The organism is Bradyrhizobium shewense (genome assembly GCF_900094605.1).
In the GTDB taxonomy this organism is placed as follows: domain Bacteria; phylum Pseudomonadota; class Alphaproteobacteria; order Rhizobiales; family Xanthobacteraceae; genus Bradyrhizobium; species Bradyrhizobium shewense.
The window spans coordinates 296235-321601 of sequence record NZ_FMAI01000007.1; the positions used below are offsets into that span (position 1 = coordinate 296235).

27 protein-coding genes, 2 tRNA genes and 1 pseudogene are annotated in these 25367 nt (G+C 65.4%); 13 read left to right on the top strand and 17 right to left on the bottom strand.

The window, feature by feature from the left end:
• Positions 1 to 2: 2 nt before the first annotated feature.
• On the top strand, positions 3 to 950 hold the full coding sequence (locus GA0061098_RS16440) for a LysR family transcriptional regulator (protein ID WP_283807994.1): 948 nt from the start codon (positions 3 to 5) through the stop codon (positions 948 to 950).
• 145 nt (positions 951 to 1095) lie between these two features.
• Positions 1096 to 2127: an LLM class flavin-dependent oxidoreductase gene (locus GA0061098_RS16445; RefSeq protein WP_091957622.1), complete on the top strand. Its 1032-nt coding sequence runs from the start codon at positions 1096 to 1098 to the stop codon at positions 2125 to 2127.
• Between the two features lie 121 nt (positions 2128 to 2248).
• On the opposite strand, the gene GA0061098_RS16450 is transcribed toward GA0061098_RS16445, so the two are convergent.
• A tRNA-Tyr gene (locus GA0061098_RS16450) sits at positions 2249 to 2334 on the bottom strand.
• Between the two features lie 206 nt (positions 2335 to 2540).
• Between GA0061098_RS16450 and rlmB the strand changes: the two genes are divergently transcribed.
• Positions 2541 to 3371, top strand: coding sequence for a 23S rRNA (guanosine(2251)-2'-O)-methyltransferase RlmB (gene rlmB / locus GA0061098_RS16455; protein ID WP_165637398.1), 831 nt, complete (start codon positions 2541 to 2543; stop codon positions 3369 to 3371).
• Positions 3372 to 3494: 123 nt separating this feature from the next.
• Here the strand turns inward: rlmB and GA0061098_RS16460 are convergent, their stop codons facing one another.
• On the bottom strand, positions 3495 to 3986 hold the full coding sequence (locus GA0061098_RS16460; protein ID WP_091957632.1) for a hypothetical protein: 492 nt from the start codon (positions 3984 to 3986) through the stop codon (positions 3495 to 3497).
• A gap of 43 nt (positions 3987 to 4029) precedes the next feature.
• Positions 4030 to 4515, bottom strand: coding sequence for a hypothetical protein (locus GA0061098_RS16465; protein ID WP_091957636.1), 486 nt, complete (start codon positions 4513 to 4515; stop codon positions 4030 to 4032).
• Between the two features lie 283 nt (positions 4516 to 4798).
• Between GA0061098_RS16465 and GA0061098_RS16470 the strand changes: the two genes are divergently transcribed.
• Both GA0061098_RS16470 and GA0061098_RS16475 read left to right on the top strand, forming a co-directional pair.
• On the top strand, positions 4799 to 5260 hold the full coding sequence (locus GA0061098_RS16470) for a hypothetical protein (RefSeq protein ID WP_091957640.1): 462 nt from the start codon (positions 4799 to 4801) through the stop codon (positions 5258 to 5260).
• Positions 5261 to 5426: 166 nt separating this feature from the next.
• Positions 5427 to 5501 (top strand) — tRNA-Thr (locus tag GA0061098_RS16475).
• An 18-nt stretch (positions 5502 to 5519) separates the two neighbouring features.
• Here GA0061098_RS16475 and GA0061098_RS16480 read toward each other — a convergent pair.
• The 4 genes and pseudogenes from GA0061098_RS16480 to GA0061098_RS16495 all read right to left on the bottom strand — a co-directional run bounded on the left by GA0061098_RS16480 (position 5520) and on the right by GA0061098_RS16495 (position 10680).
• Positions 5520 to 5934, bottom strand: a pseudogene (locus GA0061098_RS16480) (GFA family protein).
• 213 nt (positions 5935 to 6147) lie between these two features.
• Positions 6148 to 7980 carry an outer membrane protein assembly factor BamB family protein gene (locus GA0061098_RS16485; RefSeq protein WP_091957842.1) on the bottom strand — a complete coding sequence of 611 codons (1833 nt, stop codon included), beginning with the start codon at positions 7978 to 7980 and terminating at the stop codon, positions 6148 to 6150.
• A 93-nt stretch (positions 7981 to 8073) separates the two neighbouring features.
• On the bottom strand, positions 8074 to 8787 hold the full coding sequence (locus GA0061098_RS16490; RefSeq protein ID WP_091957643.1) for a class I SAM-dependent methyltransferase: 714 nt from the start codon (positions 8785 to 8787) through the stop codon (positions 8074 to 8076).
• A 195-nt stretch (positions 8788 to 8982) separates the two neighbouring features.
• Entirely contained in the window at positions 8983 to 10680 is a 1698-nt protein-coding gene (locus GA0061098_RS16495; protein WP_091957645.1) for a methyl-accepting chemotaxis protein, read from the bottom strand.
• Between the two features lie 262 nt (positions 10681 to 10942).
• Here GA0061098_RS16495 and GA0061098_RS16500 point away from each other — a divergent pair, with 262 nt between their 5' ends.
• Positions 10943 to 11143, top strand: coding sequence for a hypothetical protein (locus GA0061098_RS16500; RefSeq protein ID WP_091957647.1), 201 nt, complete (start codon positions 10943 to 10945; stop codon positions 11141 to 11143).
• A gap of 3 nt (positions 11144 to 11146) precedes the next feature.
• Here the strand turns inward: GA0061098_RS16500 and GA0061098_RS43800 are convergent, their stop codons facing one another.
• Entirely contained in the window at positions 11147 to 11413 is a 267-nt protein-coding gene (locus GA0061098_RS43800) for a hypothetical protein (RefSeq protein WP_129590872.1), read from the bottom strand.
• Here GA0061098_RS43800 and GA0061098_RS16505 point away from each other — a divergent pair.
• Together GA0061098_RS16505 and GA0061098_RS16510 are read left to right on the top strand one after the other, a co-directional pair.
• Positions 11412 to 11789 (top strand): hypothetical protein, encoded by a 378-nt coding sequence (locus GA0061098_RS16505; protein ID WP_091957845.1) that lies wholly within the window; start codon positions 11412 to 11414, stop codon positions 11787 to 11789. The genes GA0061098_RS43800 and GA0061098_RS16505 overlap by 2 nt on opposite strands.
• A 304-nt stretch (positions 11790 to 12093) precedes the next feature.
• The gene (locus GA0061098_RS16510) at positions 12094 to 12348 is read left to right on the top strand and encodes a hypothetical protein (protein ID WP_091957649.1); all 255 of its coding nucleotides are present in this window, start codon (positions 12094 to 12096) and stop codon (positions 12346 to 12348) included.
• 27 nt (positions 12349 to 12375) lie between these two features.
• Here the strand turns inward: GA0061098_RS16510 and GA0061098_RS16515 are convergent, their stop codons facing one another.
• The 4 genes from GA0061098_RS16515 to GA0061098_RS16530 form a co-directional block, all read right to left on the bottom strand.
• On the bottom strand, positions 12376 to 12618 hold the full coding sequence (locus tag GA0061098_RS16515) for a DUF6719 family protein (protein WP_091957651.1): 243 nt from the start codon (positions 12616 to 12618) through the stop codon (positions 12376 to 12378).
• A 252-nt stretch (positions 12619 to 12870) separates the two neighbouring features.
• A complete protein-coding gene (locus GA0061098_RS16520) occupies positions 12871 to 13578 on the bottom strand; it encodes an outer membrane protein (protein WP_165637400.1) in 708 nt (235 codons plus the stop codon).
• A 287-nt stretch (positions 13579 to 13865) separates the two neighbouring features.
• Complete coding sequence (locus tag GA0061098_RS16525; RefSeq protein WP_179879913.1) at positions 13866 to 14300, bottom strand: hypothetical protein; 435 nt, start codon at positions 14298 to 14300, stop codon at positions 13866 to 13868.
• A 210-nt stretch (positions 14301 to 14510) separates the two neighbouring features.
• A complete protein-coding gene (locus GA0061098_RS16530) occupies positions 14511 to 14948 on the bottom strand; it encodes a His-rich protein BRANT (protein WP_091957661.1) in 438 nt (145 codons plus the stop codon).
• A 250-nt stretch (positions 14949 to 15198) separates the two neighbouring features.
• Here GA0061098_RS16530 and GA0061098_RS16535 point away from each other — a divergent pair, with 250 nt between their 5' ends.
• The gene (locus GA0061098_RS16535; RefSeq protein ID WP_028141095.1) at positions 15199 to 15741 is read left to right on the top strand and encodes a tetratricopeptide repeat protein; all 543 of its coding nucleotides are present in this window, start codon (positions 15199 to 15201) and stop codon (positions 15739 to 15741) included.
• Between the two features lie 106 nt (positions 15742 to 15847).
• Positions 15848 to 17233: a serine hydrolase domain-containing protein gene (locus tag GA0061098_RS16540; protein WP_091957667.1), complete on the top strand. Its 1386-nt coding sequence runs from the start codon at positions 15848 to 15850 to the stop codon at positions 17231 to 17233.
• Here GA0061098_RS16540 and GA0061098_RS16545 read toward each other — a convergent pair.
• Positions 17223 to 18791 carry a S10 family peptidase gene (locus tag GA0061098_RS16545; RefSeq protein ID WP_091957671.1) on the bottom strand — a complete coding sequence of 523 codons (1569 nt, stop codon included), beginning with the start codon at positions 18789 to 18791 and terminating at the stop codon, positions 17223 to 17225. The two genes, GA0061098_RS16540 and GA0061098_RS16545, sit on opposite strands and share 11 nt — an antisense overlap.
• Positions 18792 to 19039: 248 nt before the next feature.
• Here GA0061098_RS16545 and GA0061098_RS16550 point away from each other — a divergent pair, with 248 nt between their 5' ends.
• The 3 genes from GA0061098_RS16550 (at position 19040) to GA0061098_RS16560 (ending at position 21071) form a co-directional block, all read left to right on the top strand.
• Positions 19040 to 19819: an NAD kinase gene (locus GA0061098_RS16550; RefSeq protein WP_091957674.1), complete on the top strand. Its 780-nt coding sequence runs from the start codon at positions 19040 to 19042 to the stop codon at positions 19817 to 19819.
• Positions 19820 to 19918: 99 nt separating this feature from the next.
• The gene (locus GA0061098_RS16555; RefSeq protein WP_008549760.1) at positions 19919 to 20464 is read left to right on the top strand and encodes a response regulator; all 546 of its coding nucleotides are present in this window, start codon (positions 19919 to 19921) and stop codon (positions 20462 to 20464) included.
• A gap of 28 nt (positions 20465 to 20492) precedes the next feature.
• Positions 20493 to 21071, top strand: a complete 579-nt coding sequence (locus tag GA0061098_RS16560; RefSeq protein WP_091957678.1) for an Hpt domain-containing protein — start codon at positions 20493 to 20495, stop codon at positions 21069 to 21071.
• 153 nt (positions 21072 to 21224) lie between these two features.
• On the opposite strand, the gene GA0061098_RS16565 is transcribed toward GA0061098_RS16560, so the two are convergent.
• The 4 genes from GA0061098_RS16565 to folE form a co-directional block, all read right to left on the bottom strand.
• Positions 21225 to 22400, bottom strand: coding sequence for a DUF2336 domain-containing protein (locus tag GA0061098_RS16565; protein ID WP_091957682.1), 1176 nt, complete (start codon positions 22398 to 22400; stop codon positions 21225 to 21227).
• A 282-nt stretch (positions 22401 to 22682) separates the two neighbouring features.
• Positions 22683 to 23762 carry a transglycosylase gene (locus GA0061098_RS16570; RefSeq protein ID WP_091957685.1) on the bottom strand — a complete coding sequence of 360 codons (1080 nt, stop codon included), beginning with the start codon at positions 23760 to 23762 and terminating at the stop codon, positions 22683 to 22685.
• A gap of 172 nt (positions 23763 to 23934) precedes the next feature.
• Positions 23935 to 24357 carry a phosphoribosyl-AMP cyclohydrolase gene (hisI, locus tag GA0061098_RS16575; RefSeq protein WP_091957688.1) on the bottom strand — a complete coding sequence of 141 codons (423 nt, stop codon included), beginning with the start codon at positions 24355 to 24357 and terminating at the stop codon, positions 23935 to 23937.
• A gap of 83 nt (positions 24358 to 24440) precedes the next feature.
• Positions 24441 to 25133 (bottom strand): GTP cyclohydrolase I FolE, encoded by a 693-nt coding sequence (gene folE, locus GA0061098_RS16580; protein WP_018322161.1) that lies wholly within the window; start codon positions 25131 to 25133, stop codon positions 24441 to 24443.
• Between the last annotated feature and the right edge of the window lie 234 nt (positions 25134 to 25367).

The window sequence follows — 25367 nt, forward strand, 5'->3', positions numbered from 1 at the left end:
TCGTGATCCCATACATCACCACGGTGAATGTTCTGTCGTTTCGATCGCTCGACCTCAACCTGCTGAAAGTCTTCGAAGCACTGATGACCGAGGGCAGCGTCACGCGCGCCGCCAACGCGCTGCTGATGACGCAGCCCGCGGTCAGCAACGCGCTCGCGCGGCTGCGCGATGCGCTCGGTGATCCCCTGTTCGTCAGGTCCGGCACCGGCATCCGTCCGACCCAGCGCGCGGTGGTGTTGTGGGAGCCGATCGGCGAGGCCCTCGAAACCGTCCGCGGCGCGCTCGACGAGCAGGTGTTCGATCCGCGCCGCGCGCAGACCGAGTTCAGCCTGTCGATGTCGGACTACGTCGCCTCGCTGGTGATGCCGAATCTCCTCGGTCATTTCGGCAACGTCGCGCCCAAGGCGCGCGTGCACACCGTCCCCAACACCATTCTGGAGATCGCCGATCAGCTCGAAGACAATCGCGTCGATTGCGTGCTGAGCGTCTATGTCAACGAGGCGCAGCAGCCGGCCGCCATCCGCTCGCGCTCGCTGTGGACGGTCGACTACGCCTGCTTCATGCGGCGCGGCCATCCGCTCGCCGCCCAGAAGCGGCTCAGCACGCGCACCTTCCTCGGCGCAGGCCATGTCGATGTGAGCCTCGCCGGCAAGACCCTGCCGTCCTACGATCTCTTCCTCGCTTCGCGCGGGCTGTCGCGCAATCTGGTCGCGACCGTCAATCACTACAGCGCCGCCTACGAGGTGGTGCGCCAGTCCGACCTGATCGCGGTTCTGCCGAGCGATCTGCGCTCGCAATCCCGGCACGCGCCGTTCCTGCACGCCATGCCGCTGCCGCTGAAGGCGCCGCCGCGCATCGTCAGCCTGTTCTGGCACCAGCGCAACGACACCGTGCCGGCGCAGCGCTGGCTGCGCGAGACCCTGGTCGAGATGTTCACCCGATCCGACTGAGCGGGCGCTGGCCTGGCACGATCCAAAAAGGAAACGGTGGGTTTCTCAAAGCAGCATTGTTGCACCGGCCGCCGCGGCCTAGCTCCACCGCAAACGATCCCCTCCCACAGCGACAAGCGCAAGCTGCGTCCGCAGAGACCTACCGATGACTGCATCGCTTCAATTCGGACTGGATACATTTGGCGACGTCACCAGGGACGCCGCAGGCGCGATGCTTCCGCACGCGCAGGTGATCCGCAACGTCGTCGACGAAGCGGTGCTGGCCGACGAGATCGGCCTCGATTTCATCGGCCTCGGCGAGCACCATCGCGCCGATTTTGCGATCTCCTCGCCGGAGACCGTGCTGGCCGCGATCGCATCGCGCACCAAGCGCATCCATCTCGGCTCGGCCGTAACGGTGCTGTCTTCGGACGATCCGATCCGCGTGTTCCAGCGCTTCGCGACGCTGGATGCGTTCTCGAACGGGCGCGCCGAGGTGATAATCGGCCGCGGCTCGTTCACCGAATCCTTTCCGCTGTTCGGCTTCGACCTGCGCAAGTACGAAGAGCTGTTCGAGGAGAAGCTGGACCTGTTCGCCGCATTGCTGTCGCAGAAGCCGGTCACTTGGGAAGGCAAGCTGCGTCCACCGCTGCGGGATCAGCTGGTCTATCCCCCGGTCGAGAACGGCCGGCTTAAGACCTGGATCGGCGTCGGCGGCAGCCCGCAATCGGTGGTGCGCGCTGCGCATTACGACCTGCCTTTGATGCTCGCGATCATCGGTGGCGATCCCGCGCGCTTTGCGCCCTTCGTCGATCTCCATCACCGCGCCGCCAAGGAATTCGGCCGCCCCGCGCAGCCGATCGGCGTGCACTCGCCCGGCTATGTCGCCGAGACGGATGAAGAGGCGCGCGAGGAGCTATGGCCCGACTACAAGGCCATGCGTGACCGCATCGGCAAGGAGCGCGGCTGGCCGCCGATGGGCCGCGACGAGTTCGTCAACGAGGTCGAGAACGGCTCGCTCTATGCCGGCTCGCCGGAGACGGTGGCGCGCAAGATCGCCAGGACGGCAAAGACGCTTGGCGTTGAGCGGTTTCAGCTGAAGTATTCGGCGGGCCCCTTGCCGCATGAGAAGCTGATGAAGAGCATCGAGCTTTATGGGCGCAAGGTGGTGCCGATGGTGCGGGAGATGATGGGGTGAGTTACGTTCACGACCAGTCCGCCTACGCCCTGCGGGCTACGGCGCGACAGCCTTCGCTCACTTCGCGCCACGAGCACTTATGCTGGCTTGCCGAGCCGTAGCTCGCGAAGCGAGCGAAGGCTGGTGGGGGAGGCAGGACTCGAACCTGCGAAGCCATGAGGCGGCTGATTTACAGTCAGCTCCCTTTGCCACTCGGGACACTCCCCCGCTCGACGGCAGCACAATCGGGCCGGACCTTGCCGGCGACCGAAGACGGCCATGGAACGTGAAGGCCGCGACAGCCCGGATGGGGGCGCGACCGGGCGCGGTTATGGGCGATCCGATGGGGCAAAGTCAACCGAGGCGAACAGCTAAAATCGCCTTCGAAGCCACCCAAATTGCCATATTCCGGGACCCGTGACACAAGCGAGCCCATGAAGGATCGAAAATTCACCCCCAGGGGCCCTCGCGGCGGGGCTAAGCCCTTCAACAGGCCCGGGAAATCGGGCGGCCGGCCGGCCTGGCGCGACCGCGATTCGCATGCCGACGGGCCGGTCATCCTCTATGGCTGGCATACCGTCACCATGGCGCTGGCCAACCCGGAGCGGCGGATCCGCAAGCTGACGCTGACCGAGAACGCAGCGAAGCGGCTCGTGGACGAAAATATCCAAACCCGCGTCACCCCCGAGATCGTCCGGCCCCAGGAGATCGACCGCCTGCTGTCGCCCGACGCCGTACATCAGGGCCTGCTCGCCGAGGCCGATCCCCTGCCCTCGCCCGACATCGAGGACTTGGCGCAGGAAGGCATGGTGCTGGTGCTCGACCAGATCACCGATCCCCACAATGTCGGCGCCATCCTGCGCTCGGCCGCAGCGTTCGCGGTGAAGGCGATCGTCACCACCGCGCGCCACAGTCCGGAAGCAACCGGCGTGCTCGCCAAGGCTGCCTCCGGCGCGCTGGAGCTGGTGCCTGTTGTGACCGTGCAGAACCTCGCTCGCGCCCTGACCACGCTGAATGAAATCGGCTTCCAGACCGTCGGCCTCGACAGCGAAGGCAGTGAGGATCTCTCGGACGTCGCATTGCGCGAGCCGCTCGCGCTCGTACTCGGCGCCGAAGGCAAAGGCCTCAGGCAATTGACCCGCGAGACCTGCAGCGTCGTGGCGCGGCTCGACATGCCCGGCGAGATCAAGAGCCTCAACGTCTCGAACGCCGCCGTGCTCTCGCTTTATGTCGGCGCGAGCCGGCTGGGGCTGATGAAGCGGTAAGTGTTTTCGAGCGAAGTGGATACCGGTTCGCGTCAAGAAATCGCGTCAAACCAAAAATCCAAAAAGCAAAACGCCCGTCCGCATCGCGCGAACGGGCGTCTCTTTAGCTCAACCGATCAGAGATCAGTAGTAGCGGCGCAGCACGCGGTGACCGCCGTAGTACGGCGCCGGCACGTGACGGTGGGCGTAGCCGTAGCGCGGACCGTAGCCGTAATGCGTGCGCGGCAGGTAGCCGTGCCGCGGGCCGTAGCCGTAGCGGTACGGACGGTAGTACGGGCGGTGATAGGGAGCCACGGCGGCGCGATAGCCGTAGCCGTAATTGGCGGGCGCGACGACCGCGTCTTCACGGTAGGTCGGATACGGCGCGAAAGCGCCCGGGCCGGTGTAGGTCGGGCCCTGGTTGACGTAATAATACTGCGTGGTCGGCTCGGCGAGACGCTCGAAGGCGCCATAGCCGTAGCCGGCACCATAGCCGTAGCCGCCGCAACCGGTGTTGCAGCCGGAATAGACCGGCGCGACTGGCTGGCACGGGTTGAAGCCGCACGCCGCGGCGGGTGCCGTGGCGACGAACATCACGGCAGCTGCCGCGACCAGTCCCGAAATCATTTGACGCATTACTCTCTCCTGTTGATTTCTGTTTGTTGGATTTTGACGTTTCTTAACCCGGCGGCTTGCCGGGGACCTGGACATGCGGCCGCGGTCGCGGTGGCCGCGGACGATCGTTGATTTCAGGCGCGAGGATCACCGGCGGCGGATCGACGGGCACGTCCATCTGCGGCGGCAGCGGCGCCGATTGCGCGCCCCAGCTCTGGTGATAGCTCTCGGCGGGCTTCGGCAATTTGCGGTTCGCGGGCGGCTCGACCTCGAGCCGGCCGTAGCCTGGTCGCAGGCCCAGCGTCGGATAATAATGGCCGACGTCGGCGGGCTGCCGCTCGGCGATATAGCGCCCGCCATAGATCGTGGGCTGCACCTGCTGGTTCTTGCCCAGGCCCCAGACACCCTCGACCACGGCATAGGACGCGTCGATGTTGTTGATGATGATCGGCACGCCGGGCCGGCCGGGAACGACGATATCGAAGCCGCTGCCGGCAAACGCCGTCGCGGGCAGTCCGATCAGAAAGGCAGCGAGCGCCACAACGCGCATGAGGGGGACCCCGGTTATGCGGCGGCAACCTATCCGATCGCGGCGCAGAGAGGGTTAAGGCCCGCTCACCAAATTCCGGTAAGCCTAATGTGTAAGGATTGCGCGCCGCTCAAATGCTGCAAACCGAATGAGCGAAGCGTTAACGGCGTGTGACTCCGCCGCACGGAACCGCGCCGTGCGCTCACATCCGTTTGACCGTTTGCTTGCGAAATCCTCCGGTTTCATCGGAACGTCCGGCGCCGCAAGCGTTTAGCCCCCGTCAACAAAATGGGAGCCAACAACCATGAACATCAAACTTCTTGGAGCGACGGCGATTGCGGCGACCATGCTGGCAGGCTCTGCCATGGCACAGGCCGTCGTCACCAATCCCGGCCGCTGCTCGGCGCAATTCCCCAACGCCAATTGCCAGAATCTCGGCCCCGGCAATCCTTACACCGATAGCGGATACCGCCATCGCCGCGTGTCCTATCGTCAGACCAATGGCGACTGGAATAACGACTGGAACAGGAGCCGCACCGGCTTCTGGCCGACCGACGTCGCGGCCGGCGTAGCCGGCGCCGCGATCGGCACCGCGGGCGCGATTGCCAGCGCGCCGTTCCGCGCCTGGGACAATTCCTATGCCTACGACAATTCGTGGGACAACCGCGGCTGGGACACCCGCACCTACGCCCAGCGTAACGGCTTCGTCTGCACGCCCGGCACTTGGTTCAAGGGCGCAGACGGCCGCCGGCACATCTGCCAGTAAGGCGATCTAAATCGATGCGAGAGATCAGGCGGCCTCCGGGCCGCCTGATTCATGTCTGCGGCGACGGCCTTTCCGGTTCTGGCACTTTCCGATCAAGTCTGGTATTGCGGCGCGCAACGGGTGGACACCCCGGCCCATGCCGGCCCTACCCGCGTCGTCAGGCGTCGCCGGCTTAGCTCAGCGGTAGAGCAGCGGTTTTGTAAACCGAAGGTCGGGGGTTCAATCCCCTCAGCCGGCACCAGCATCTGGCGCGCAGTTTTCAGCTTGAACGCTTCGGCACGCTGCCTTGCTGGAAGTGCGCGGCACCTGACATCTCCACCCATCCATGTTTCGACTGCTCGAACACTGATCTGATGGGCGGTGGAAAATCGGAATTCGCGATCGCGCCGACGGCAACGCCGATCATCGCAGGCAAAATTCTCGGCTTGCCAATAAACCGTCGAGCCGCAGTCAGGACAAAAATAGCTGCGGACCTTGCCGCCGCTTGCGGCTGTCCGAACGTACGGCTTTGGCGTCCCTGTAATCGTGACGGTCTCTACTGGATAGAAGGCGCCGACGCCGAACGGCGCGCCGGTTCGTCGCTGACAATCAACACAATGACAGGCGACGACGAGTTGCGATGGTCCCGGAAGCGACAGTGCGAGAGCACCGCAGCTGCATCTGGCATCGATCATCGAATTCTCTCCTCGTTGGTCGGGATGCAAGTTGAAAGGGAGGCGCCTATGACGAGGTTGACGAAGCAGCCCTGCACTGTGCCCCCGACGCAGTGCAGCGCCTCTTCGGCGATGCGCTGCAGAGCCGGGGTCCATCGCGCCCATTCCTCCGTGCCGCTTTCTGGGTCCCGGCTCAGCCCCGCAACGCTGAAGGCGTTGCAGCGCGTCCGGGTCTCAGTCCGTCCCGACCTCGAACGCCAGCAGCACGTTGCCGGCGACGCCGCTCCATTGGCGGTAGCCGGAATTGGTGTAGAGCATGCCGCCGGCGATGACCGGCCCGGGGCCGTCGATCGCGCCGCCATGGGCGGGGACGCCGTTGACGGCCTTGAAATCCTGCGCGGTGTCGAACTCCCAGAGCAGCTTGCCGTCGGTGGCATAGGCGCGCAGGAAGCCGCTGACGCCGCCGGAGAATACCACGCCCGGGATCAGGCTCACCGCCGCCGAAAGCGCGGGGCTGCATTGGGGACGGTCGCCGCAGGCGACCGGCGGCACTTCCATCGCGATCTTGCCGCTGACGAGATCGAGGCCGAACAGGCCGCCGCCTTGCGTGGAATCGAGTTGCCGCGTGCCGTCACGCATGAAACGCACGTCCGAGTTGGCAACATAGATGCGCTCACCGTCCGCGGCCGAGCCCCACTCGCTGCCGCCGAGCGCACCGCCCTTCCCGATCCGGCTCTGCCACAGGATCTTGCCGCCGTCGTCGGGATCGAGCGCGTGCACGACGCCGGACTTCTGCGCGATGACGAGCACGCGCCTGCCGTCGCGCAAGGTCACGAGGATCGGCGATTGGCCGAAATCGTGATCGGGTCCGTGATCCTCGGGACAATTGGACTTGTCCGCGGTGAAGCACGCCACGACAAAGGCATCCTTCGGCGTGGCCTGCTGCTTCCAGAGCAGCTTCCCGGTTGCGAGCTCAAAAGCGAGGATCGCATCGGCGGTCGCCGCCGGCGGGTTCGAATATGAATTGCTGGTCGCCACATAGACGGCGCCCCGCTTCGCATCGATCGTCGGCGCCGACCAGATCGCGGCTCCGGACGGACCGAAGAGCTGCGTGCCCCTGGCATTCTTGCCGGTTGGATGCGGCACTTCCGGAATCGTATAGGCCTGCCAGACCAGCTTGCCGGTCGCCGCGTCCAGCGCCACGACGCTGCCGCGGAAGGTGCAGCATTCGTAACTGGCTTGCGAGCCTGCGGCTTCCTCGATCGAGGACACCGGTACGTAGAGCACGCCCGAATGCAGCGTCGGCGCGCCGGTGATGCGCGCGGCGGCATGCTCCTCGACCTTCGTCTTCCAGATCAGCGCGCCGGTCAGCGCGTTCACGGCATAGGCGTTGGCGCGCAAATCGCCGAAGAAGATCGCGAACTGGTCGGAGCCCGGAAGTGGCGCAAAGCTGATCGCGGCCCGCACCGCCGCATCGATCGCCAGCGTCCACAGCGTGCAGCCGCTGCGCGCGTCGAGCGCGTGCACCTTGCGATCGGTGCCGCCGATGAACAGGATTCCGCCCACGATGGTCGGCGGCGCAAACGACACCGAGGCGCCGGGGAACGCATAAGCCCATTTCAACCGCAGGCGCGGCACCTGCTCCGCGGTCAGCCCCGCCATGTCGGCGGGCTGGAAGCGGCTGTTGTTGGTGTCGACGCCCCATCCGTTCCAGCGCGGACCGTCAAAGGCTTGCGGAAAACCGCTGACCTGCTGCGTGCAGCGGCCTTCCGCGTCGGCTGCAATGCCATCGCTCGCGATCTTGCCGGTGACGAAGGAAGCGATCGCGCGGCGCTCCGCATCGCTGCGATCCTTCGCCATCGCCGCCATACTGCCCGAGGTCAAGGTGCCCAACACATGATCGAACGACATCGCCTGCATGGCGCCGCGGCCCGGCACGCGGCTCTGCGCATCGCCGTCGTGGCATTGCGCGCAATGCGCGGCATAGAGCGCTGCCCCCTCCTGCTGCGCCAGCGCCGGCGCGCTGCACCAGATCAACAACGCGGCCAGGACAGCACATGCTCTCATGGTGGGCTCCGGCATACGACAGGAGATCGCAACACAACCCGAAGTCTATCGCCGGGGCGATCACGGACGCAATGGACGTTCCGCCCGCAGCTGTCACACATCCGTGGCCGTGCGGACGCGATCCGGCAACTCGTCCAGCCGCCAGAGCCCGAGGCTCTTGTCGCGCCAGCCGCCATCGCCCTCCTCGCAGCGCTCGTCGATCAACTCACGCGGCGCCGGCCAGTCGAACGGCGCCTTCGTCATGTTGAGCGCGCGCCAGTCGCCATCCTCGCAATCGCGGTTTTCCTCCCACTCCGGAAACGTCGTGGCGAGCAGGAATTGCGCGCCGCTCTCGCGAAAGCGGGCGATGACGCGGGCGATGTTCTGAAAACTCAGATGCACCAGGCAGTCCCGGCACAGGATCAGATCGGCGCGCGGCAGTGCATCGCGCGTGATATCAGCCACCAGGAATCGGCCGGCCAATTCACCGCGCGCCGCACGCGCGTTGTTGGTCTCGATCAGCGACGGCACGATGTCGATGCCGATGTAATCGAGATCGAGATTGAGGTGGCCGATCCAGCCAGCATCGCCGCAGGGCGCATCAAGCAGCGAGCGTACGCCGAGCCGCTGCAGCAGCGAAGGAAGCGCCTCCCGGATCGCGGCGGTGGCCGTGTCCTCCGAGCCGAGGCCCGACACCGAGTCGGCAGCGCCCCAAAGGTTCGTCCGCTCGATCCGTTCGAACCGTGCGGCGAGATCTAGCCCTGAGAAATTGTCGCGGTCGGCGACGAAGCGTTCGTGGGCGAGCACGGGAGGACGATTGGCGATCATGGGATCGGACTCAAGGTCGAGATTCCGGTGCAAACACGCTATACTCGCGTCCGATGCGCTCGACCACCCCGAGAGAGAAGGCCAAGATCGCCGCTGGCGCGGTGACGGCCGTCGTCATGACGGCCGTGCTGTTGGTGTTCGTGCTCGCTTGTCTGCTGGCGCTCTAGAACGCGCGATGGACGGATGCCGGCGGACTTACGCCGTGCGCACCGTCCGCAGGAATTTCCCGACCTCGTCCTTCAGCCGGTTGCTGTCGGTCGCCAGCATCTTGGCGGTCGAGAGCACCTGCGAGGAGGCCGAGCCGGTCTCGGCCGCTCCGCGCTGCACGTCGGTGATGTTCGAGGAGACCTGCTGGGTGCCGTGAGCGGCCTGCTGGACGTTGCGCGAGATCTCCTGGGTCGCGGCGCCCTGCTCCTCGACGGCCGCGGCAATGGTCGAAGACACCTCCGACAGCCGCTCGATGGTCACGGAGATATCGCGGATCGCGTTGACGGATTCCTGGGTCGCGGTCTGGATGCCGGAGATCTGCAGACTGATCTCGCCGGTCGCTTTCGCGGTCTGCTCGGCCAGCGTCTTCACTTCGGACGCGACGACCGCGAAACCGCGGCCGGCCTCGCCGGCACGCGCCGCTTCGATCGTGGCGTTCAGCGCCAAAAGGTTGGTCTGGCCGGCAATGGTGTTGATCAGCTCGACGACGTCGCCGATCCGCGTCGCGGCAACCGAGAGCTCGCTGACCCGTTCCGTCGTGGTGCGGGCCTGGGCGACGGCTTCGCCCGCCATCCGCGCGGATTCCTGCACCTGCCGGCTGATCTCGTTGACCGAGGAGGACAGCTCCTCCGTGGCGGTCGCGACCGACTGCACATTGCCGGTGGCTTCGCCGGACGCGACTGCGACGACCGAGGTCAGCTCCTGCGCGCGCTGCGCGGTGGTCGCCAGCGTCGAGGACGACGCTTCGAGCTCGGTGGAGGCGGATCCGACCGTCTCGATGATCTCGCCGACTGCACGTTCAAAGCCGTCGGCGAGGTTGACCATGTCGCGACGGCGCTGCTCGGCAGCCTGCTTCTCGACTTCGAGCTGTGCGGCCTTGAGGCGCTCGACCTCCAGTGCATTGGTCTTGAACACTTCGACCGTGTTGGCCATGTCGCCGATCTCGTCGCGCCGGTCCTTCTCGGGCACCTCGGTCTTGAGGTCGTTGCGGGCAAGCCCCTCCATGGCGAGCTTGAGCCGGGCGATCGGCTGCGACATCGCCTTGAGGCCGATGAACAGCGCGATCGCAATGCCCAGGATCAGGCCGCCGGCGCTGACGCCGATCACGGTCCAGGTCGCGGCGTGAGCGTCGCGGCTGATGGTGTCCTTGCGCTTGGCGACGGCCTGGGCGGTCTCGGTCGTGAACTTGGCGATGCGCAGCAGGGCCGCATCGATCAGGGGATCGCACTCCTTGTGCGCGCGTTCGGCTGCCCTGGCATTCTCTTCCGTGCTGCTGGCCTGTGAGCCGGCCTGGAGCACCGGATCGCAGCCGATGAAGGCGGCTTTCAACTGGTCGCCGATGCTCTTCAGCTCGCGGGCACGCGATGGGTCGTCCTGCTCGGCCGCATCGAGGAATTGACGGATTTCGTCGCGGTTCTGGGTCGCGGTCTTGAGGCGTTTGGCATTGCCCGCCTCGGTTGCCTCGGTGAACACCGCATAGAGCGCCGCGTGGTAGGTCTCGGCGCGGCGCTGGGCGCGGGTGAGGTTGAGAGAGGAAGATTGCGCGGCGGAGAGCTCGCCGAAACCGTCCACGGTCGCGGAAAGTTCGCGCACGCCAAAGGCCGCGACGGCGATCATTGCACAGCCCATCACGGTCACGATCAACGCGACCTTCCAGACGATCTTCAGATTGTTCAAAAAGCTCATATAAGCCGTCCAATGATGTAAGCCGTCCAATGATGGTGCTGCCGGCGATAATCCCAGCACCGTGCATTGGAACCGGCGGATGTTAAGATTTAACCTCAAGTCGCCTGGGTATTCTTACGCAAAAATAACCCTTCTGCGCTCCGACGTAAGCTTGGCGTAAGCTTCGGCCCATTTCGGTCGCGCGATCCGCGTCGCCGGCCCGGAACCGAGCCTCCGCGTCAGCCGTTGTCGACCTATGCGGATCAGGGAAGAAAACCGAAATATGTTTCTGCTGGCGACCGTGACGCTGTGCTGTGTCGCCGTGGCCGGGACATTGACGTTGTTCGAGCCGATGCCTTCGCCGGCCCCCGAAAAGCGGGTCGCCGAGACAGCCGTGATCGACGTCACCCGGACACCGGTTCAGACACCGGTCCGGGTGGTTGGCGCACCGTTCGAGCCCAACATCAATCCGCGCCAACGATAGCGCTCACCTCGGCGACGCCTGCGTGCCCTCCTCGGGCCGGCCATGCGCACGCGCCAATTCCTCGACGAACGCGATCACCTCCGCCCGCTTGTCGGGCGGCAGCAACAGGAACGCGCGGATGAGCCTCAGGCCCTCCACTTCGTCCGACCGTTCTTTTCCGGAATCCATCCGCCTATTTTCAGGCGACCGGGAAAAATATGCAATCCCCTTGTTTCCGCCTTGATTCGGCGCGGCCGCTTTGCTGGAATGGGGCCGGCTGAGGTGGATCATGAAATGGATCGCGGAACGCGACGCGCTGATCGCGCAGACACTGGCCTTCGTCCAATCGGTGACCGGCAGGAAGGATGATGTCCTTCAGCCGGAAGGGACCCCGGTTGCCACGACAGTCGCGGTCGAGAGCATTGCCGTGGAAGCCGCCGCAGTCGAGATCGAGCTGGCGCAAGCTCCGGTACCGCCCCCACCACCCACTCCTCTGCCGCCACCGCGGGTGATCGGTGATTTCCGCACCGAGATGCAGGCCCGCATCGCCAATTTCCGCAAGCATCAGGAGCGGTTCGAGCGCGAGCGCGAGGAATATTGTGCCGAAACCCTGACCAAATTGCGCGCCGCCATCCACGACGCCTCCGGCCCATGGGCCAAAAAATAAGGCCGCCCTCCCGTCAGAGGGGCCCTACAGCCAGGACCACACCAGCCAAAGATTGGCCGCGCAGGCGCCGAATAACGCCAGCGTCAGCGGCAGGAGCATGTGCCCGCAGGAGGTCTTCAGGTCGCTCGTCATGGCGGAAAACATCCGCTGATTCCGCCAAACGAGTCCCAAGGATTCTTTTTTTCGCGATTCAGGACTCGTTAAGGACTCAGGGCCCGGCAGCCCGATCACGGCCCCGTGATCAGCAGCCGCCCGGAACCGGCGGCCCATGAGGTCGTTAACGCGGTTTCCGGGAGCGGGAAGAATGCCCTACGCCTTGTTCTGCAACGACGCCCAGATCAGCAAGGCCTATCCGAGCGAAGCTGACGTCTGGAAGCTCGCGTATCGGAGCGGCCTGGTTGTGGACGTCAGCGCCGACGAGGAGCGTCCCGGGCCACGCCGGGTGCTCGACAACGACTACGAGATCAGGCCCTGCCGGGTCGCCCAGGGTGAGGACCCCGCCCAAAACAAGGCCGAGGCCGACCGCCAGTCGACGATGGAGCTCGAGCTGAATTCGTGAGGTCCGGCGGAGCAAGCCGCAAAGCGGTCAAGGCGTTGCGGTTGCCAGCGAGGCCTGCTCACCGGCCAGCACCACGCAGGCCTTGCGGCGATGCAGCCCGCGGATCGCGCCGGTGACCTTGAGCACCTTGCCCGACGGGCAGGACGCGTCCTTGACGAAAGCCACCTCGTAAGGTGCCAGCATCAGAGGCTCGGATTTGAGGATTGTCTGTGCAGAGCACGGCAGGCAGACAAAGCACGAGAGCACCACCGCCGACACCAAGATACGCATGTCCGTCGTCCCACCAGCCCGGTAATTCTCATATAACGCTTTCCGGAGCGCGAGTTCCGTAAGCGGCAAAAATTATTTTTGCTTTACCCAAGTCCCATGACGCGCGTGAGAAGGCGCCCGTCGGATGTTTTCCTGCAAATGACGCGCCAGATGGTTCACGCAAAGCAAACATGGGGCCAGCAGGCAAGAGGCTGACAAACGAAAGGCCGGCGGGAAGCCGGCCTTTGTCAGAGCGATGATCGCGGTGGAGGGTCAGTAGCGCGTGGCTGCCGGACCGCCCCAGCCGAAGCGGTAGTTCACACCGACCTTGACGGTATGCTCGTCCTCCCGGCCGCGAACGCCGACGATATCGGCCGGGCCGGAGGTGAAGGTGGTGCTGCCGAAATTGTAGTACTGGTACTCGGCCTTGGCCGACCAGCTCGGCGCGAACATGTATTCGAGGCCGGCGCCGACGGTGTAGCCGTCCTTGCTGTTGCCGGTGGTGGTGAAACCCTGCGGCACCCCTGCGACATTGACGCCCAGGCCGCCATTGCGCCAAGCGTAACCGCCCTTGGCGTAGAGCAGCGCCGGACCCCAGGTGTAGCCGATGCGGCCGGTCACCGACCCGAGCTGGTCGGTGTTGGAGGTCACCTGCGTGCCCAGCGGGAACGTGACACCGTTGTTGTTGGTCGGCAGCCAGGAATACTGGGCCTCGATACCCACCACCCAATTGGGCGCGAACTGGTAGTCGAAGCCGCCCTGCACGCCGCCGAGGAAGCGGGCGTCGCTGGACTGGAAGCTGCTGTCGCCGGCGAACGCGCCGCCGACATGGCCGCCGATGTAGAAACCGGTCCAGTTATAAATCAGCTGCGGCGGCGTATAGGCCGGGGCCTTGGCGTAGGTGCGCGGCTGCATGTCCGCGGCTGCAGCCGGCGCGGCCAGCGCAAGCAGAGCAGCTGCACCCAGCAAAATTGATTTCATGATCATCCCCGTTCTTTCATTTACGACACTCAGGAAACAACGTGGCGTGAATTGGGTTGCTTCGCGGCGATGCCGGAACGTTGATCGCTCGTGACTGTGACGGAGGGGCAACAACGCGATTTTGTTCCGTCACGTCGTCCTGCACCGACTATTTTTGTCGTCTGCGCAGGGCCTGCCGTAACAATTTGTCGCGAGGTCAAACCACCCCGTTCAAAGCTCGCCGAAATGTGATCCAGCGGCTCCGGCAGTCATCGTTCTAACACCCGGCGATGAAGGCGGGCTTTGCGCTACCGCGTCATCTTTTCCAGTTCCGGAAAGGGTACGTAAACCGCGCCGGCGCAGAGCTCGCTCGTGCGGTCGACGACGCGGTCCGCCCGTCCGTTGACGAAGATCACAGCGCGTTCCCGCATGGCCTTGTAGCTGCCATCGGTTTCGCGCGGGGTGAAATGCAGACAGCTCACATAGAACTGCCGGCCGCCGACCTCGCGCTGGACGGGCTCGGCCATGCTGGCCTCGCGCACGCCGACCGGGTTGTTCAGATAGGTGCGCATCAAGGCCAGGATGTCGCCGCGGAAATTGTCGGGAAACGGCTGCGGGCCTCCGGCCTGGGTCCCACCGATGATGGTTGGACGATCACCGTCGCTGCCGAAACATGCCGCGAGCGCCAACGGCAATAACAGGACCGATGCCAAGCTCGCCGCACGTTTCGCCAATCGCCCCACAGTATCCGCTCCCGCTCGAACAGACTAAGGGGACTTTCTAGCCGCAAGGTCGTGCAAAGGGAATTCGCATCGCCGGGGCTTTGCGACGCACGCACCGTCCCGCCGCCGGCGTCTGCGCTTTCGCGCAAGGCGCCGAGACGACGGGCCGGGTCTGAAGTCCTGACGCGGCGGCGGGGCAATGCTTGGGATGCCGCCGCGCAGGATCAGTCGTTAGCTGCGCTTCTCGGTGGCCAGCGGCTTGGTCACCTCAGGCTGCGCCTTCAGCTTCTTCGCCGACAGATGCTTGTGGTGGTGGCGATGGGTGCGCACGGTCTTGTGCTCGTCGGACGTGACCGCGGCGTTAGCATTCATCGCCTTCGACTTGGTATCCACCTTGGCGTCCGCCTTGACGTCTGCGGGCTTGACGTCGCCGGCCTTCACGTCGGTCTTGGCAGTGGCCTTCGCATCGGTCTTGGCATCGGTCTTGGCCTCGACCTTGGCATCGGCCTTGATGGCGGTGTCCGGTTTCGCGGCGGTGGTCGAGGCCTTGGTCTGGCTCTGGTCCGCCTTGATCACCGGGGCCGTGGTGGTCTTGCCGGCCTCGGCGGCGAAGGCCGGGGCTGCGATCACGGAAGCGGCGAGCAAGGCTGCGGAAATGGTCTTCAACATGGTGGTCTCCTCTTGGAAGGATCTTGAGGCGGCGCCCTCTCGCCTACCCTTCGATCGTGGGTGGGAGCCTAGGGGCGGCGCGCTGAACCCTGTCTGAAGCCCCTTGCAGGCTTCCGTTCATCTCCATGACAAGTTTGTCATCCGCGCCCGGGCGAATAGATCGTGCGAAGCGGGAATGTTTTCGCCAGACGGGTGTTCCGGTCTTCGGGCAATCGTGTAGGATCGCCACGTTCCATACGGGAGAATTTAGATGCGCAAACTCTCAATGCTTGTCGTGCCGGGATTGGTCGCCATGTCGCTGGCGGCCGCGCCGGTGCTGTCCAGCGCCTATGCCGCCGGCAGTGACGAGCCCTCGCCGCCGCCGAAGTCGGACTCCTCGTCCAAGAAGGGCAAGAAGAAGAGCTCTTCCGTCAGCGATCCCAAATTCCTCGCCGCCTATCGCACCGCCTATACTGCGATCTACGACAACCACGACTACACCGGCGCGATCGATCAGTTGAAGTCACTCAAGCGCGACGACGTCGCCGACGTCGCCAACCTGATCGGCTACTCCTATCGCAAGCTCGGCGACTACCAGTCGTCGAAGGTCTATTACGAGCTGGCGCTGAAGGACGATCCGAACCACGTCCGCACCTGGCAGTATTACGGCCTCTGGCAGCTCGAGCAGGGCAACCGCGAACAGGCGCAGTATCATCTGAACAAGATCGCCTCGCTCGCCGGCACCGACAGCTCCGAGTATCGCTCGCTCGCCACGGCGCTCGACAAGCCGACCGGCGCGACGCTCGTCTACTAAGACAATCGCATCTTCAACCTCGCGAACGGGCACAACCTTTCGGTTGTGCCCGTTCGGCTTTCTCGGCTAGCCTCTCGCATCGATTTTCCCAGCAAATTGGTGTGCAATGGACCCGTGGCTGCGATCCGCGATCGACTACATCGGCTCCTGGATCGAATTCCAACTGACGACAATCCAGCAGCCAGGCGTCATCATCGCATTCGCCCATCGCGGCGAGATCGTCGCCGAGCATGCGTTCGGCCTTGCCAATCTCGACACCGGCGAGAAGCTCACCCCGCGCCACCGATTCCGCATCGCCTCCCATTCCAAAAGCTTCACCTCGGCCGGCATCATGAAGCTGCGCGAGCAGCGCAAGCTCCGGCTCGACGATCCGGTCGGCCAATATGTCGGTGGCCTGCATCCACGCGTCGCCGAGACCACGATAGCGCAGGTGCTCTCGCACAGCGCCGGGTTGACGCGCGACGGCGCCGATTCCGGCCAGTTCATCGACCGCCGTTCCTATCTCAACGCAAAGGAGTTGCTCGCGGAACTGAAGCTGCCGACCGCCATCGAGCCCGGCACCCGCTTCAAATATTCCAATCACGGCTTTGGCCTGCTGGGCCTCGTCATCGAAACGGTGACCAAGCAGCCCTACTCAGCCTGGATCAAGCGCGAGATCATCGAGCCTGCGGGCCTGCGCGCGACCGAGCCGGACGCGCCGCTACCCAAGGACGCATCGTTCGCGCGCGGCCATACGCGAAAGCTGCCATTCGGCGAGCGATGCGTGATCCCCGGCGACAATCCCGCACACGCGATGGCGTCCGCCGCAGGCTTCGTTGCGACGGCCGGCGACACCGCACGCTTCTTCGCGCAGCTTGCGCCCAATGCGAAGAAGAGCGTGCTCTCGGTCGCGAGCCGCCGCGAGATGACGCGCCACCAGTGGCGCATCCCGCAGAGCTTCGAGGGCTATTACGGGCTGGGCGTCAATGCCGGCAAGACCGACGGCTGGGACTGGTTCGGCCATGGCGGCGGTTTTCAGGGCTACATCTCCCGGACCTGCGCCATCCCCGCTTGCGAGCTCACGATCAGTATCCTCAGCAACTCCATCGACGGCGCGGCGCCGTTCTGGATGGACGGCGCGATGCAGATCTTGCGCGTGTTCAAGACGCGCGGCACGGCCGACCGGCGCCTGCGCGACTGGACCGACCGCTGGTGGACGATCTGGGGCGCGAGCGACCTCGTGCCGATGGGCAACCGCGTGCTCGTCGCCAATCCGCAATTCATCAATCCGTTCATGGATGCCGCCGAGATCGAGGTCACCGGCCGCGACACCGGCAAGCTCGCCTGGGCTGCGGGCTATTCCAGTCATGGCGAGCCGGTGCACCGGATCCGCGACAAGCGCGGCAGGATCAGCGAGGTCTGGATCGCCGGCGCCAACCTCAAGCCGGCGAGCGTCGTGGCGAAGGAGATCGCCCGTCGATATAAGCCGCGCAAACGTCGGCCTACTCCCTGATCAGCGCCTCGACTTCGCTGCGAAACACCTGCCGCGAGCCGCCTTGCGAATAGAACATGTGGCCGCCGGGATAGACGACGAACTTCACGCGCTGCGTCGCAAAGCCCGGCATCTGATCGAGCACCCGCTTCGTTCCGAAATAGGGCGTGGCAAGGTCGAACAGGCCGTGCGCGACCAGCACGTTCAGTTTCGCGTCGGTGGCGAGGATCTGGCGCAGATCGGACACCGATTGCGGCGGGTTGATGCCACGACCGAAATCCCAGTGACCTTCCACGCTGCCGTTCAGGACTTCATAGGAGCCGTCGGGCCGCCAGTTGAGCTTGCGCGTGAGCACGTCGACCGCGGCGCTCGTCAGCGGCGCCTGGAGTGCGTCGCCCGAGGGGTCGCCGAACCGCGAACTGCTCGAATCCGGATAGGGATCGAAGCCGCGCACCGAGGCATCGTAACGTCCCGTCACCTTGCCGTTCTTGCGGTCGAATTCGCGGCGGAACTCACCGACGTCGAAGCGGCCGGCGAGCCGGCGGCTCACCGCCTGGTCGATGCCGGTGAGCGCGGCGACCTTGTCGGCAAGACGATTGGTGGCCTCCTTGTCCGCCTCGCCCTTGACGAGATCGGCCAGGAATTCGCCGCGCGCGTAAGCCTCGACGTCGGCGAGATCGGCGCGCTTGACCGGCCCTTTTGCCTCGCGCGCCACCGCCACATAGCTCGGCAAGGTCGCGACATATTGCAGGAGGCTGGTGCCGGTGAACTCGCGGAAATCCAATAGCGGCGACACCAGGATCAGGCCCTTGACGCCGACGCCGTGCTGGAGTTGCAGCTGGCGCACCACCTTCGGCCCGCGAATGCCGCCATAGCTCTCGCCCGCGACGTATTTCGGCGAGGTCAGCCGGTCGTGCTTCTCGAGCCAGCGGCGGATCACCAGCGCGATCGCGTTGACATCGCCGTCGACGGAGTAGAACGATTTTCGTGCGTCCTCGCCGCTCGCAATGAAGCGGCTGTAGCCCGTGCTGACGGGATCGATGAAGACGAGATCGGTGAAATCGAGCCAGGTCTCCGCGTTCGGCTTCACCTCGGGCGAGGCTGACGGCGACAGCGCTTCGCCGTCGAGCGGCAGCCGCCATGGACCGGCCGCGCCGAACTGGAGCCACGCCGAGGACGCGCCGGGCCCGCCATTGAACAGGAACGTGACCGGGCGCGTGGCGCGGTCGGCGCCGTCGAGTTGGTAGGAGGTATAGGCGATGTCGGCCAGCGGCTCGCCCTTGCCGTCGAACACGCGGATGGAGCCGGCGGTCGCGGCGAAATTGAGGGTGCGGCCGGGCAGATCCAGCGTCTGCTTCGTGGTCGAATCCGGGGGGAGACGGTGCGGCTCGGCCGCGGACGGCGAGGCCTGCGTCGCGCTTTGCGGATTGGCGGCGCGCCCACCCTTCTGTCCCGCTGGCGATGCCGCCTCGGAGCGCGGCTGCGGCGGATCATCCGCGCGCGCGACACTCGCGAGCGCGGCCGCGGACACGGCCAGCACGAGCCCGGTTCGTCGCAGCGTCGGCAAGATCGTGAACATGATCGTTCTCCCTGCCCGGCTGTCACAGCCGGCGCGTATCGAACTAGCGCGGAATTGCGACGCTTTGCGGGATCACCGGTCCGATGGGCAAGTAAGGCGCCCGGGCTGGCTCAAATCAACCCGTTTTGTTCTCCGGATCGACAATCGCCCGTTTGCCTTGAGAGGCGGTCATCCTCGACAATGGAGCCCCAGGTCGTATAGACGAGCCCGGCGGAACTTCCTCCAGCCAGCGGCCTGCCCGACAAGCCATGATCAAGCCCCAGCGATACGACCGCATCGCCTTCGTCGCCAGCCCGAGCAGCGAGGCGCAGGCCGCCTTCAGCCAGCTCACCAGGGACTATGGCAATTGCGACCCCAGGGAGGCCGACGTCGTGGTCGCGCTGGGGGGCGACGGGCTGATGCTCCAGACGCTGCACCAGAACATGCGCACGGGAAAGCCGATCTACGGCATGCATCGCGGCACCGTCGGCTTCCTGATGAACGAATATGCGACGCACGATCTGCGCGCGCGGCTCGAGACGGCGCATGAATCCGAGATCAATCCGCTCCTGATGCGCGCAACCGACGTCAACGACCGCGTCCACCTGCACCACGCCATCAACGAGGTCTACCTGTTCCGGCAGACCTCGCAGGCGGCGCGCCTGCGGATCCTGATCGACGAGCGCGAGCGCATGCCCGAGCTGATCGCCGACGGCATCATCGTGGCGACGCCGGCCGGCTCGACGGCTTACAATCTGTCGGCGCAGGGACCGATCCTGCCGATCAACGCCGCCCTTCTGGCACTGACCCCGATCAGCGCCTTCCGCCCGCGCCGCTGGCGCGGCGCCCTGCTGCCCAACACCGCCTATGTCGTGATCGAGGTGCTAGAGGACGACAAGCGTCCGGTCGCGGCCGTCGCCGACCATGAGGAGGTCCGCAGGGTCCGGCGCGTCGAGGTCCTGTCCGACAAGAGCATCTCGATGCGCATGCTGTTCGACCCCGGCCACAGCCTGGAAGAACGCATTTTGCGCGAGCAGTTCGGCTACTGAGCCCCCGCCCCCCGCGCGCTGCGGGAGGCCGGTCGCAACCCTTCGTTAACCCTCGCCACGATATGGTTAACGAAGGTTGACCGCTTTGGCCCGGGCGTCATGTTCCGTATCGACTTCAACAAGCTGCGCTTCCTCGTCTGCGACGACAATCCGCACATGCGCCGCATCCTGCGGACGCTGCTGCATTCGTTCGGCGCGCGCGAGGTCTATGAGGCCGAGGACGGCGCCACCGCGCTCGAAATGTACAGCCATTACGTGCCTGACATCGTCATCACCGACTGGGCCATGCCGATCTTCGACGGGCTCGAGCTGGCGCAGATGATCCGGCAGCCGGAATCCAAGGGCAACCCCTACGCGCCGATCATCATGCTGACCGGCCACTCCGAGAAGCGCCGCGTCACCGTGGCGCGCGATGCCGGCGTCACCGAATTCCTGGCCAAGCCAATCTCGGCCAAGGGGCTCTATCAGCGCATCCTGAACGTGGTGGCCAATCCCCGCCCCTTCATCAAGACCAAGACCTATTTTGGGCCGGACCGGCGCCGCAACACCAATTCCGCCTATATGGGCCCCGAGCGCCGCGTCGGCGAAAAGCACGAGGTGCTCCAGCAGCCCTCGCTGCTCGACAAGGCCCGCTCATCCATCTAGCGCAACCTCTTCAGACGAGGCAGGCATCATGGCGAAGAACAGCGCAAAGGACATCGAGGTCACGGCCTTCGCCACGCATCAGATCATCACGCAGCCCAACCCGCTGCGGAAGGTTCTGCGCCGGGTCGAAGACAAGGACATGGACGATCCGATCGGCCGCGCCGAGCAGGCGCTCGCGGGCCTGTCCGGCGAGTTCAAGGATTGGATGACGACCGAGGTCAACCGTCTGTCGGCCGCCTATGTCGCCATCCGCAATGACGGCTTCACCAAGGAGCGGCGCGACGAGCTGTTCCGCGCCGCGCACGACATCAAGGGCGGCGCCGCGACCTTCGGCTATCCGGCCGCAGCCGGAATCGCCGAGAGCCTGTGCCGCGTCATCGAGCACGCGCCTGATCTGGAAAAGGTGCCGGCCGAACTGTTCACGCACCACATCAACGCCATCCTCGCCATCGTGCACGAGAACACCAGGCTCGACAGCATCAGCGTCTCCGCCGAGCTCAGCCGCCGCCTGCGCAAGGTCGCCGACGACTATCTCGCCCACGTCAACCGCGACCGCCCCGAGCATCTCGAGGTGATCCTCGCGCCGAGCATCGCGCCGACGGAGTAAGCGCCCGTCTTTTTCATCTCGTGTGAGGCCGCTCCATCCACACGGGCAGCATCGTAGGGTGGGCAAAGCGAAGCGTGCCCACGATTCATCTCGAATTATACTGATAAATGGTGGGCGCGGCGCTGTGCGCCCTGCCCACCCTACTGCAGCTCGCTACGCGGCAATCAGATCGTCGTACACAGGATCGATCGCCTCGTCCGCGACCAGCTCGTCGCAAAACAGCCTTGCCTCCTCCCGCGCGGATTCGGTGGCGAAGCGGCGCAGCAGGACCATCAGCGGCTCGGTGACGCCGCGGTCGGTCTCGCAATGGGTGAGCACGCGCTCGACCATGCGCCGGCGCAGCCGCACTGCGCCGTCGTCGCTGTCGACGAAGCCTTGCTCGTGGCAGGCATCGAGCGCGACCTGGAACGCCGCGAACGTCGCCTCGGGAAGCCCGGCGCGGCGAAGCAGCGCGTGCAGGCTGTTGCCGCCGCGGTCGTGCAGCAGCGCGGTGACGCGCGCCAGCGGCAGGTCGGCAAGCTCGGCCAGCGCCGCGTCGAACAAATCGAGATTGCTCGACAACAGCGCGCGCAGGATGAGACCCGCCGTGAGCTGGCCGGTGATACGCAGGTGCCGCACCAGGCCCTGCATGTCCTCGCCGCGCGAGCGCGATGCGATGTTCATGGTGGAGCGGTCGCGTGCCTCGAGCGCGATGCGTTCGGCGCGGTCGGCGCTGAGCCAGTTCCGCGCCACGACGAATTGCGCCAGCGTCTCGGAGAGTTTCGCCACCAGCGCGGCCCGGGTTGCGGACGGCAGATCGTCCAGCACCAGCATCGCCTCGCGGATCGCGGCGAGATGGCCGTGGCGCTCGACGATGCGGTCCCAGGAGAACGGCGCGAGCTCGGCGTTGGGATTTTCGATCAGCTCCAGCGCGGCCGCCGCGCAGCCGACTTCGGCGATGGCGGCGCAGACCGAGACCGGCAGCGCGATGCGGCGTGCGACCGCGCATTGCACCTCGTCATTACCGGTCGCGACGATGTCGACGAGATCGGCATCGATCAGCAGCGGGGAATGTTCGAGCACGGGCAGCGCGACGGTCGGCTGGTCCGCTGACAGCGCCCGCACGATCGATGCCGGCGCATCCGTGCTGCGCGCAAAAGCCTCGGCCATCGCCTGCCGCACCAGCGGCGAAGGATCGTCGAGCTGCATCAGAAGCGCGCCTTCGGCGGCGATGCGGTCGTCGGTCGAAAGGTCTGAGATCAGCCAGGCCCGGGCCAACGCCCGTGTGGCCTCGGCCCGCTCGCCCGCGGGCGCCGTCCTGATCCAATTGATAAACTGCCGAACAATCATGCTGCTTCCGGCTTACACAACAAACGAAAATGGTGACGGCTCGTCACCTGCAACACAAAATAAACCACGACGCTTAACAAAGCGTTCACCATAACTGGCTGGTTTTATTGACGTTTTGTTAAGGGAACAAAGGCGCTCGGCTTGCGTGCCCGGACGCAGCGCAGCGCGAAGTGATGTGCTGCTGAGCCGAGGGCCCACCATGTTCGAGAGCGCTTGCCGCATGGGTCCCGGCTCTGCGCAGCAACGCTACGCGTTGCGGCGCGTCCGGGACACAGGACGCGACTAGCTCGAGAACGTGCCGCTGCGATCGCTGAAAAGATCGAGCGGCTGCGGCGGACGCACATCCGGCGTCGCGGATGCAACTGAGGTCGCTGGTGCGACCGAGGTGAACGAGGCGTTGTTGCCCCACAATTTCTGCACCGTGGTCGAGACCGGCTGGGTGGCATCGCCGGGCTGATAGATCGAACGAAACACCGGCGTGGTCGGGGCATTGTCCGCGACCGTCGTCGGCGATGTCGCACTGACGGGCGTCACCGCGCGTGTGTTCGGGAAGGTCTGGAGATAGGCGGCATTGTCGATGACAGGTACGGTGGGCCGCACGCCGCTCGCGCTCGCAACCTCTGTTGTCGAGGGCGCGCCGCCATACATCGCCATCGCGCTGCGGGTCGTTTTCGAATTGGCCGCGCTGGCATAGCGCGCGTCGAGCACCGAATAGACTTCGGAGACGCTGCGGGCGCGGCCGTCCTTGGCGTAGAAGATCGAACGGTTGGCGGATGCGGCATTGGGAAACAGCCGCGCGCCGACCGCTTGCGGATTGTCCTCGGCATTGGCGATCAGTTTTGCGGCGCCGCCGACGCCCATGAAATGCGCCATGTAGAGTTCGCTGTCGCTCGGCCTGCGCCCGAGCAGGCCCGTCAGCTTGAAGCTGTTCGACTGCGTCAGCGCCGCCGCCATGCTGGAGGCGGCTTCGGGATCGTCGCGCAGCTTCATGATCGACCGCTTCATCGCGGGATCTTCAACGGCGTAGCCGCCCGACGTCGTCCTGGAGATCGCGTTGGCATAATTGCCATAGCCGAGCTGGGGGCCCGCCTCCTTCACCGTGCCGAGCCAGGTCTGGTCGATGAACTGGTAGAGCCCGTGCGCGGATGACGTCGTTGCACCCGCCGTCGGATCGAAATCCGATTCCATCTTGGCGGTGGTCAGCATGTACTGGAAGCTGACGCCGGAGACATTCGAGGCCTGCTTGATCGCACCGGCGACGCGCGCCCGCGACGGATCGAGAACCGCCGTTTGCGTGGCACTGGAATTGTCGACCGACATGATGAAGTGCCCGCCTCGCGCGGCGTTGAGCAGCGCCGGCAATTCGGCGCCTGTCGCATCACCGTGGGACAGGTATGGTTAATGCGGGGTTAATTGGCCGTGCCCGTCATTCCGGGGCGCGCGTAGCGCGAGCCCGGAATCCATCGCAGGGCATTACGCGCGGCTGAATGGATTCCGGGCTCGCACCTGCGGTGCGCCCCGGAATGACAGCGAGCTACTTCTTGTAGACCGCGTCCGGGTCGAACAGCCGCTCCGCATCGGCGAAGACCAGCTTCGCCCCGCCGCCTTCGGCCTCGACCTTGCGGTAGAAGCACGACCTTCGTCCGGTGTGGCAGGCCGCGCCGATCTGCTCCACGCGAATCCAGACTGCGTCCTGGTCGCAATCGGTGCGCATCTCGATCACGCGCTGGGTCTGCCCCGAGGTCTCACCTTTTCGCCACAAGGCATTGCGCGAGCGGCTGAAGTACCAGGCCTCGCCGGTCGCGATCGTCTTGCGCAGCGCCTCCTCGTTCATGTGCGCGACCATGAGCACGTCACCGGAGGCGACGTCGGTCGCGACGCAGGTCACAAGGCCGCTCGCGTCGAACCGGGGCTGGAAGGACAGGCCTTCCTCGATCTCATGGGAGTGGGCGGACACAGTGACCTCGCTAGAGCATGATCCGGAAAAGTGTGAAGCGGTTTTCCGAAAAGATCATGCTCAAACAACAAAGCCTTGCGAGGTCAGCGCTGCAGGCCTCGCACCAGGGACAGGAAACGGGCCTGCTCCGCCGGATTGTCGCGGAACATGCCGGTGAAGCGGCTGGTGAAGGTCGAGGCGCCATGCTTGGCGACGCCGCGCACCGACATGCAGGTATGTTCGGCCTCGATCAGCACCGCGACGCCGCGCGGCTTGAGGACCTCGTCGATTGCAGCCGCGATCTGCGCCGTCAGATGCTCCTGGGTCTGGAGCCTGCGGGCGAAGATGTCGGTGAGGCGGGCGAGCTTGGACAGGCCGACAACACGTTCCACCGGCGTATAGGCGATGTGCGCCCTGCCGTAGAACGGCATCATGTGATGCTCGCATTGCGAGGTGAACTCGATGTCGCGCACCAGGACGAAATCGTCATAGCCCGCGGTCTCGCCAAAGGTGCGGTCGAGCACCTCGGCCGGGCACTGGTGATAGCCCTGATAGAGCTCGTCGAAAGCCTCGACCACGCGGCGCGGCGTGTCGAGCAGGCCCTCGCGCTCGGTGTTCTCGCCGATATAGGCGAGCAGCGTCTTCACCGCCTGTTCGGCCTCGGCACGCGCCGGGCGCGGCTGGTCGGCGCGGACGGCGGCCGCGAGGAATTCGGCAGGGTCAAGCTCGGCCGGGCGGCTCTCGGGCTGCCGGTCGGAGGGCTTGTTGGGGCGGATGGATTTGATGGTCGCGTCCATGTCTACTCCGTTCGACGGCCTTGCGGCCGGAGTGTCACCGGCAGACGGGGCGGCAATGCCGCCGGACGCCTGAAGAGAACAGTTGAACCTGACGAAAAGGCCCTCACCTCTCCCGTCGGCTGCATGGCTATCGCCACCGCCGCTGGACTGTTTTTCCGCCAGTTCCGACCCTATATAGGACCGTGGACGGCGCCCGCCAAGGCCGATCCGATGCGGAAGTGCTGGACCCCATCA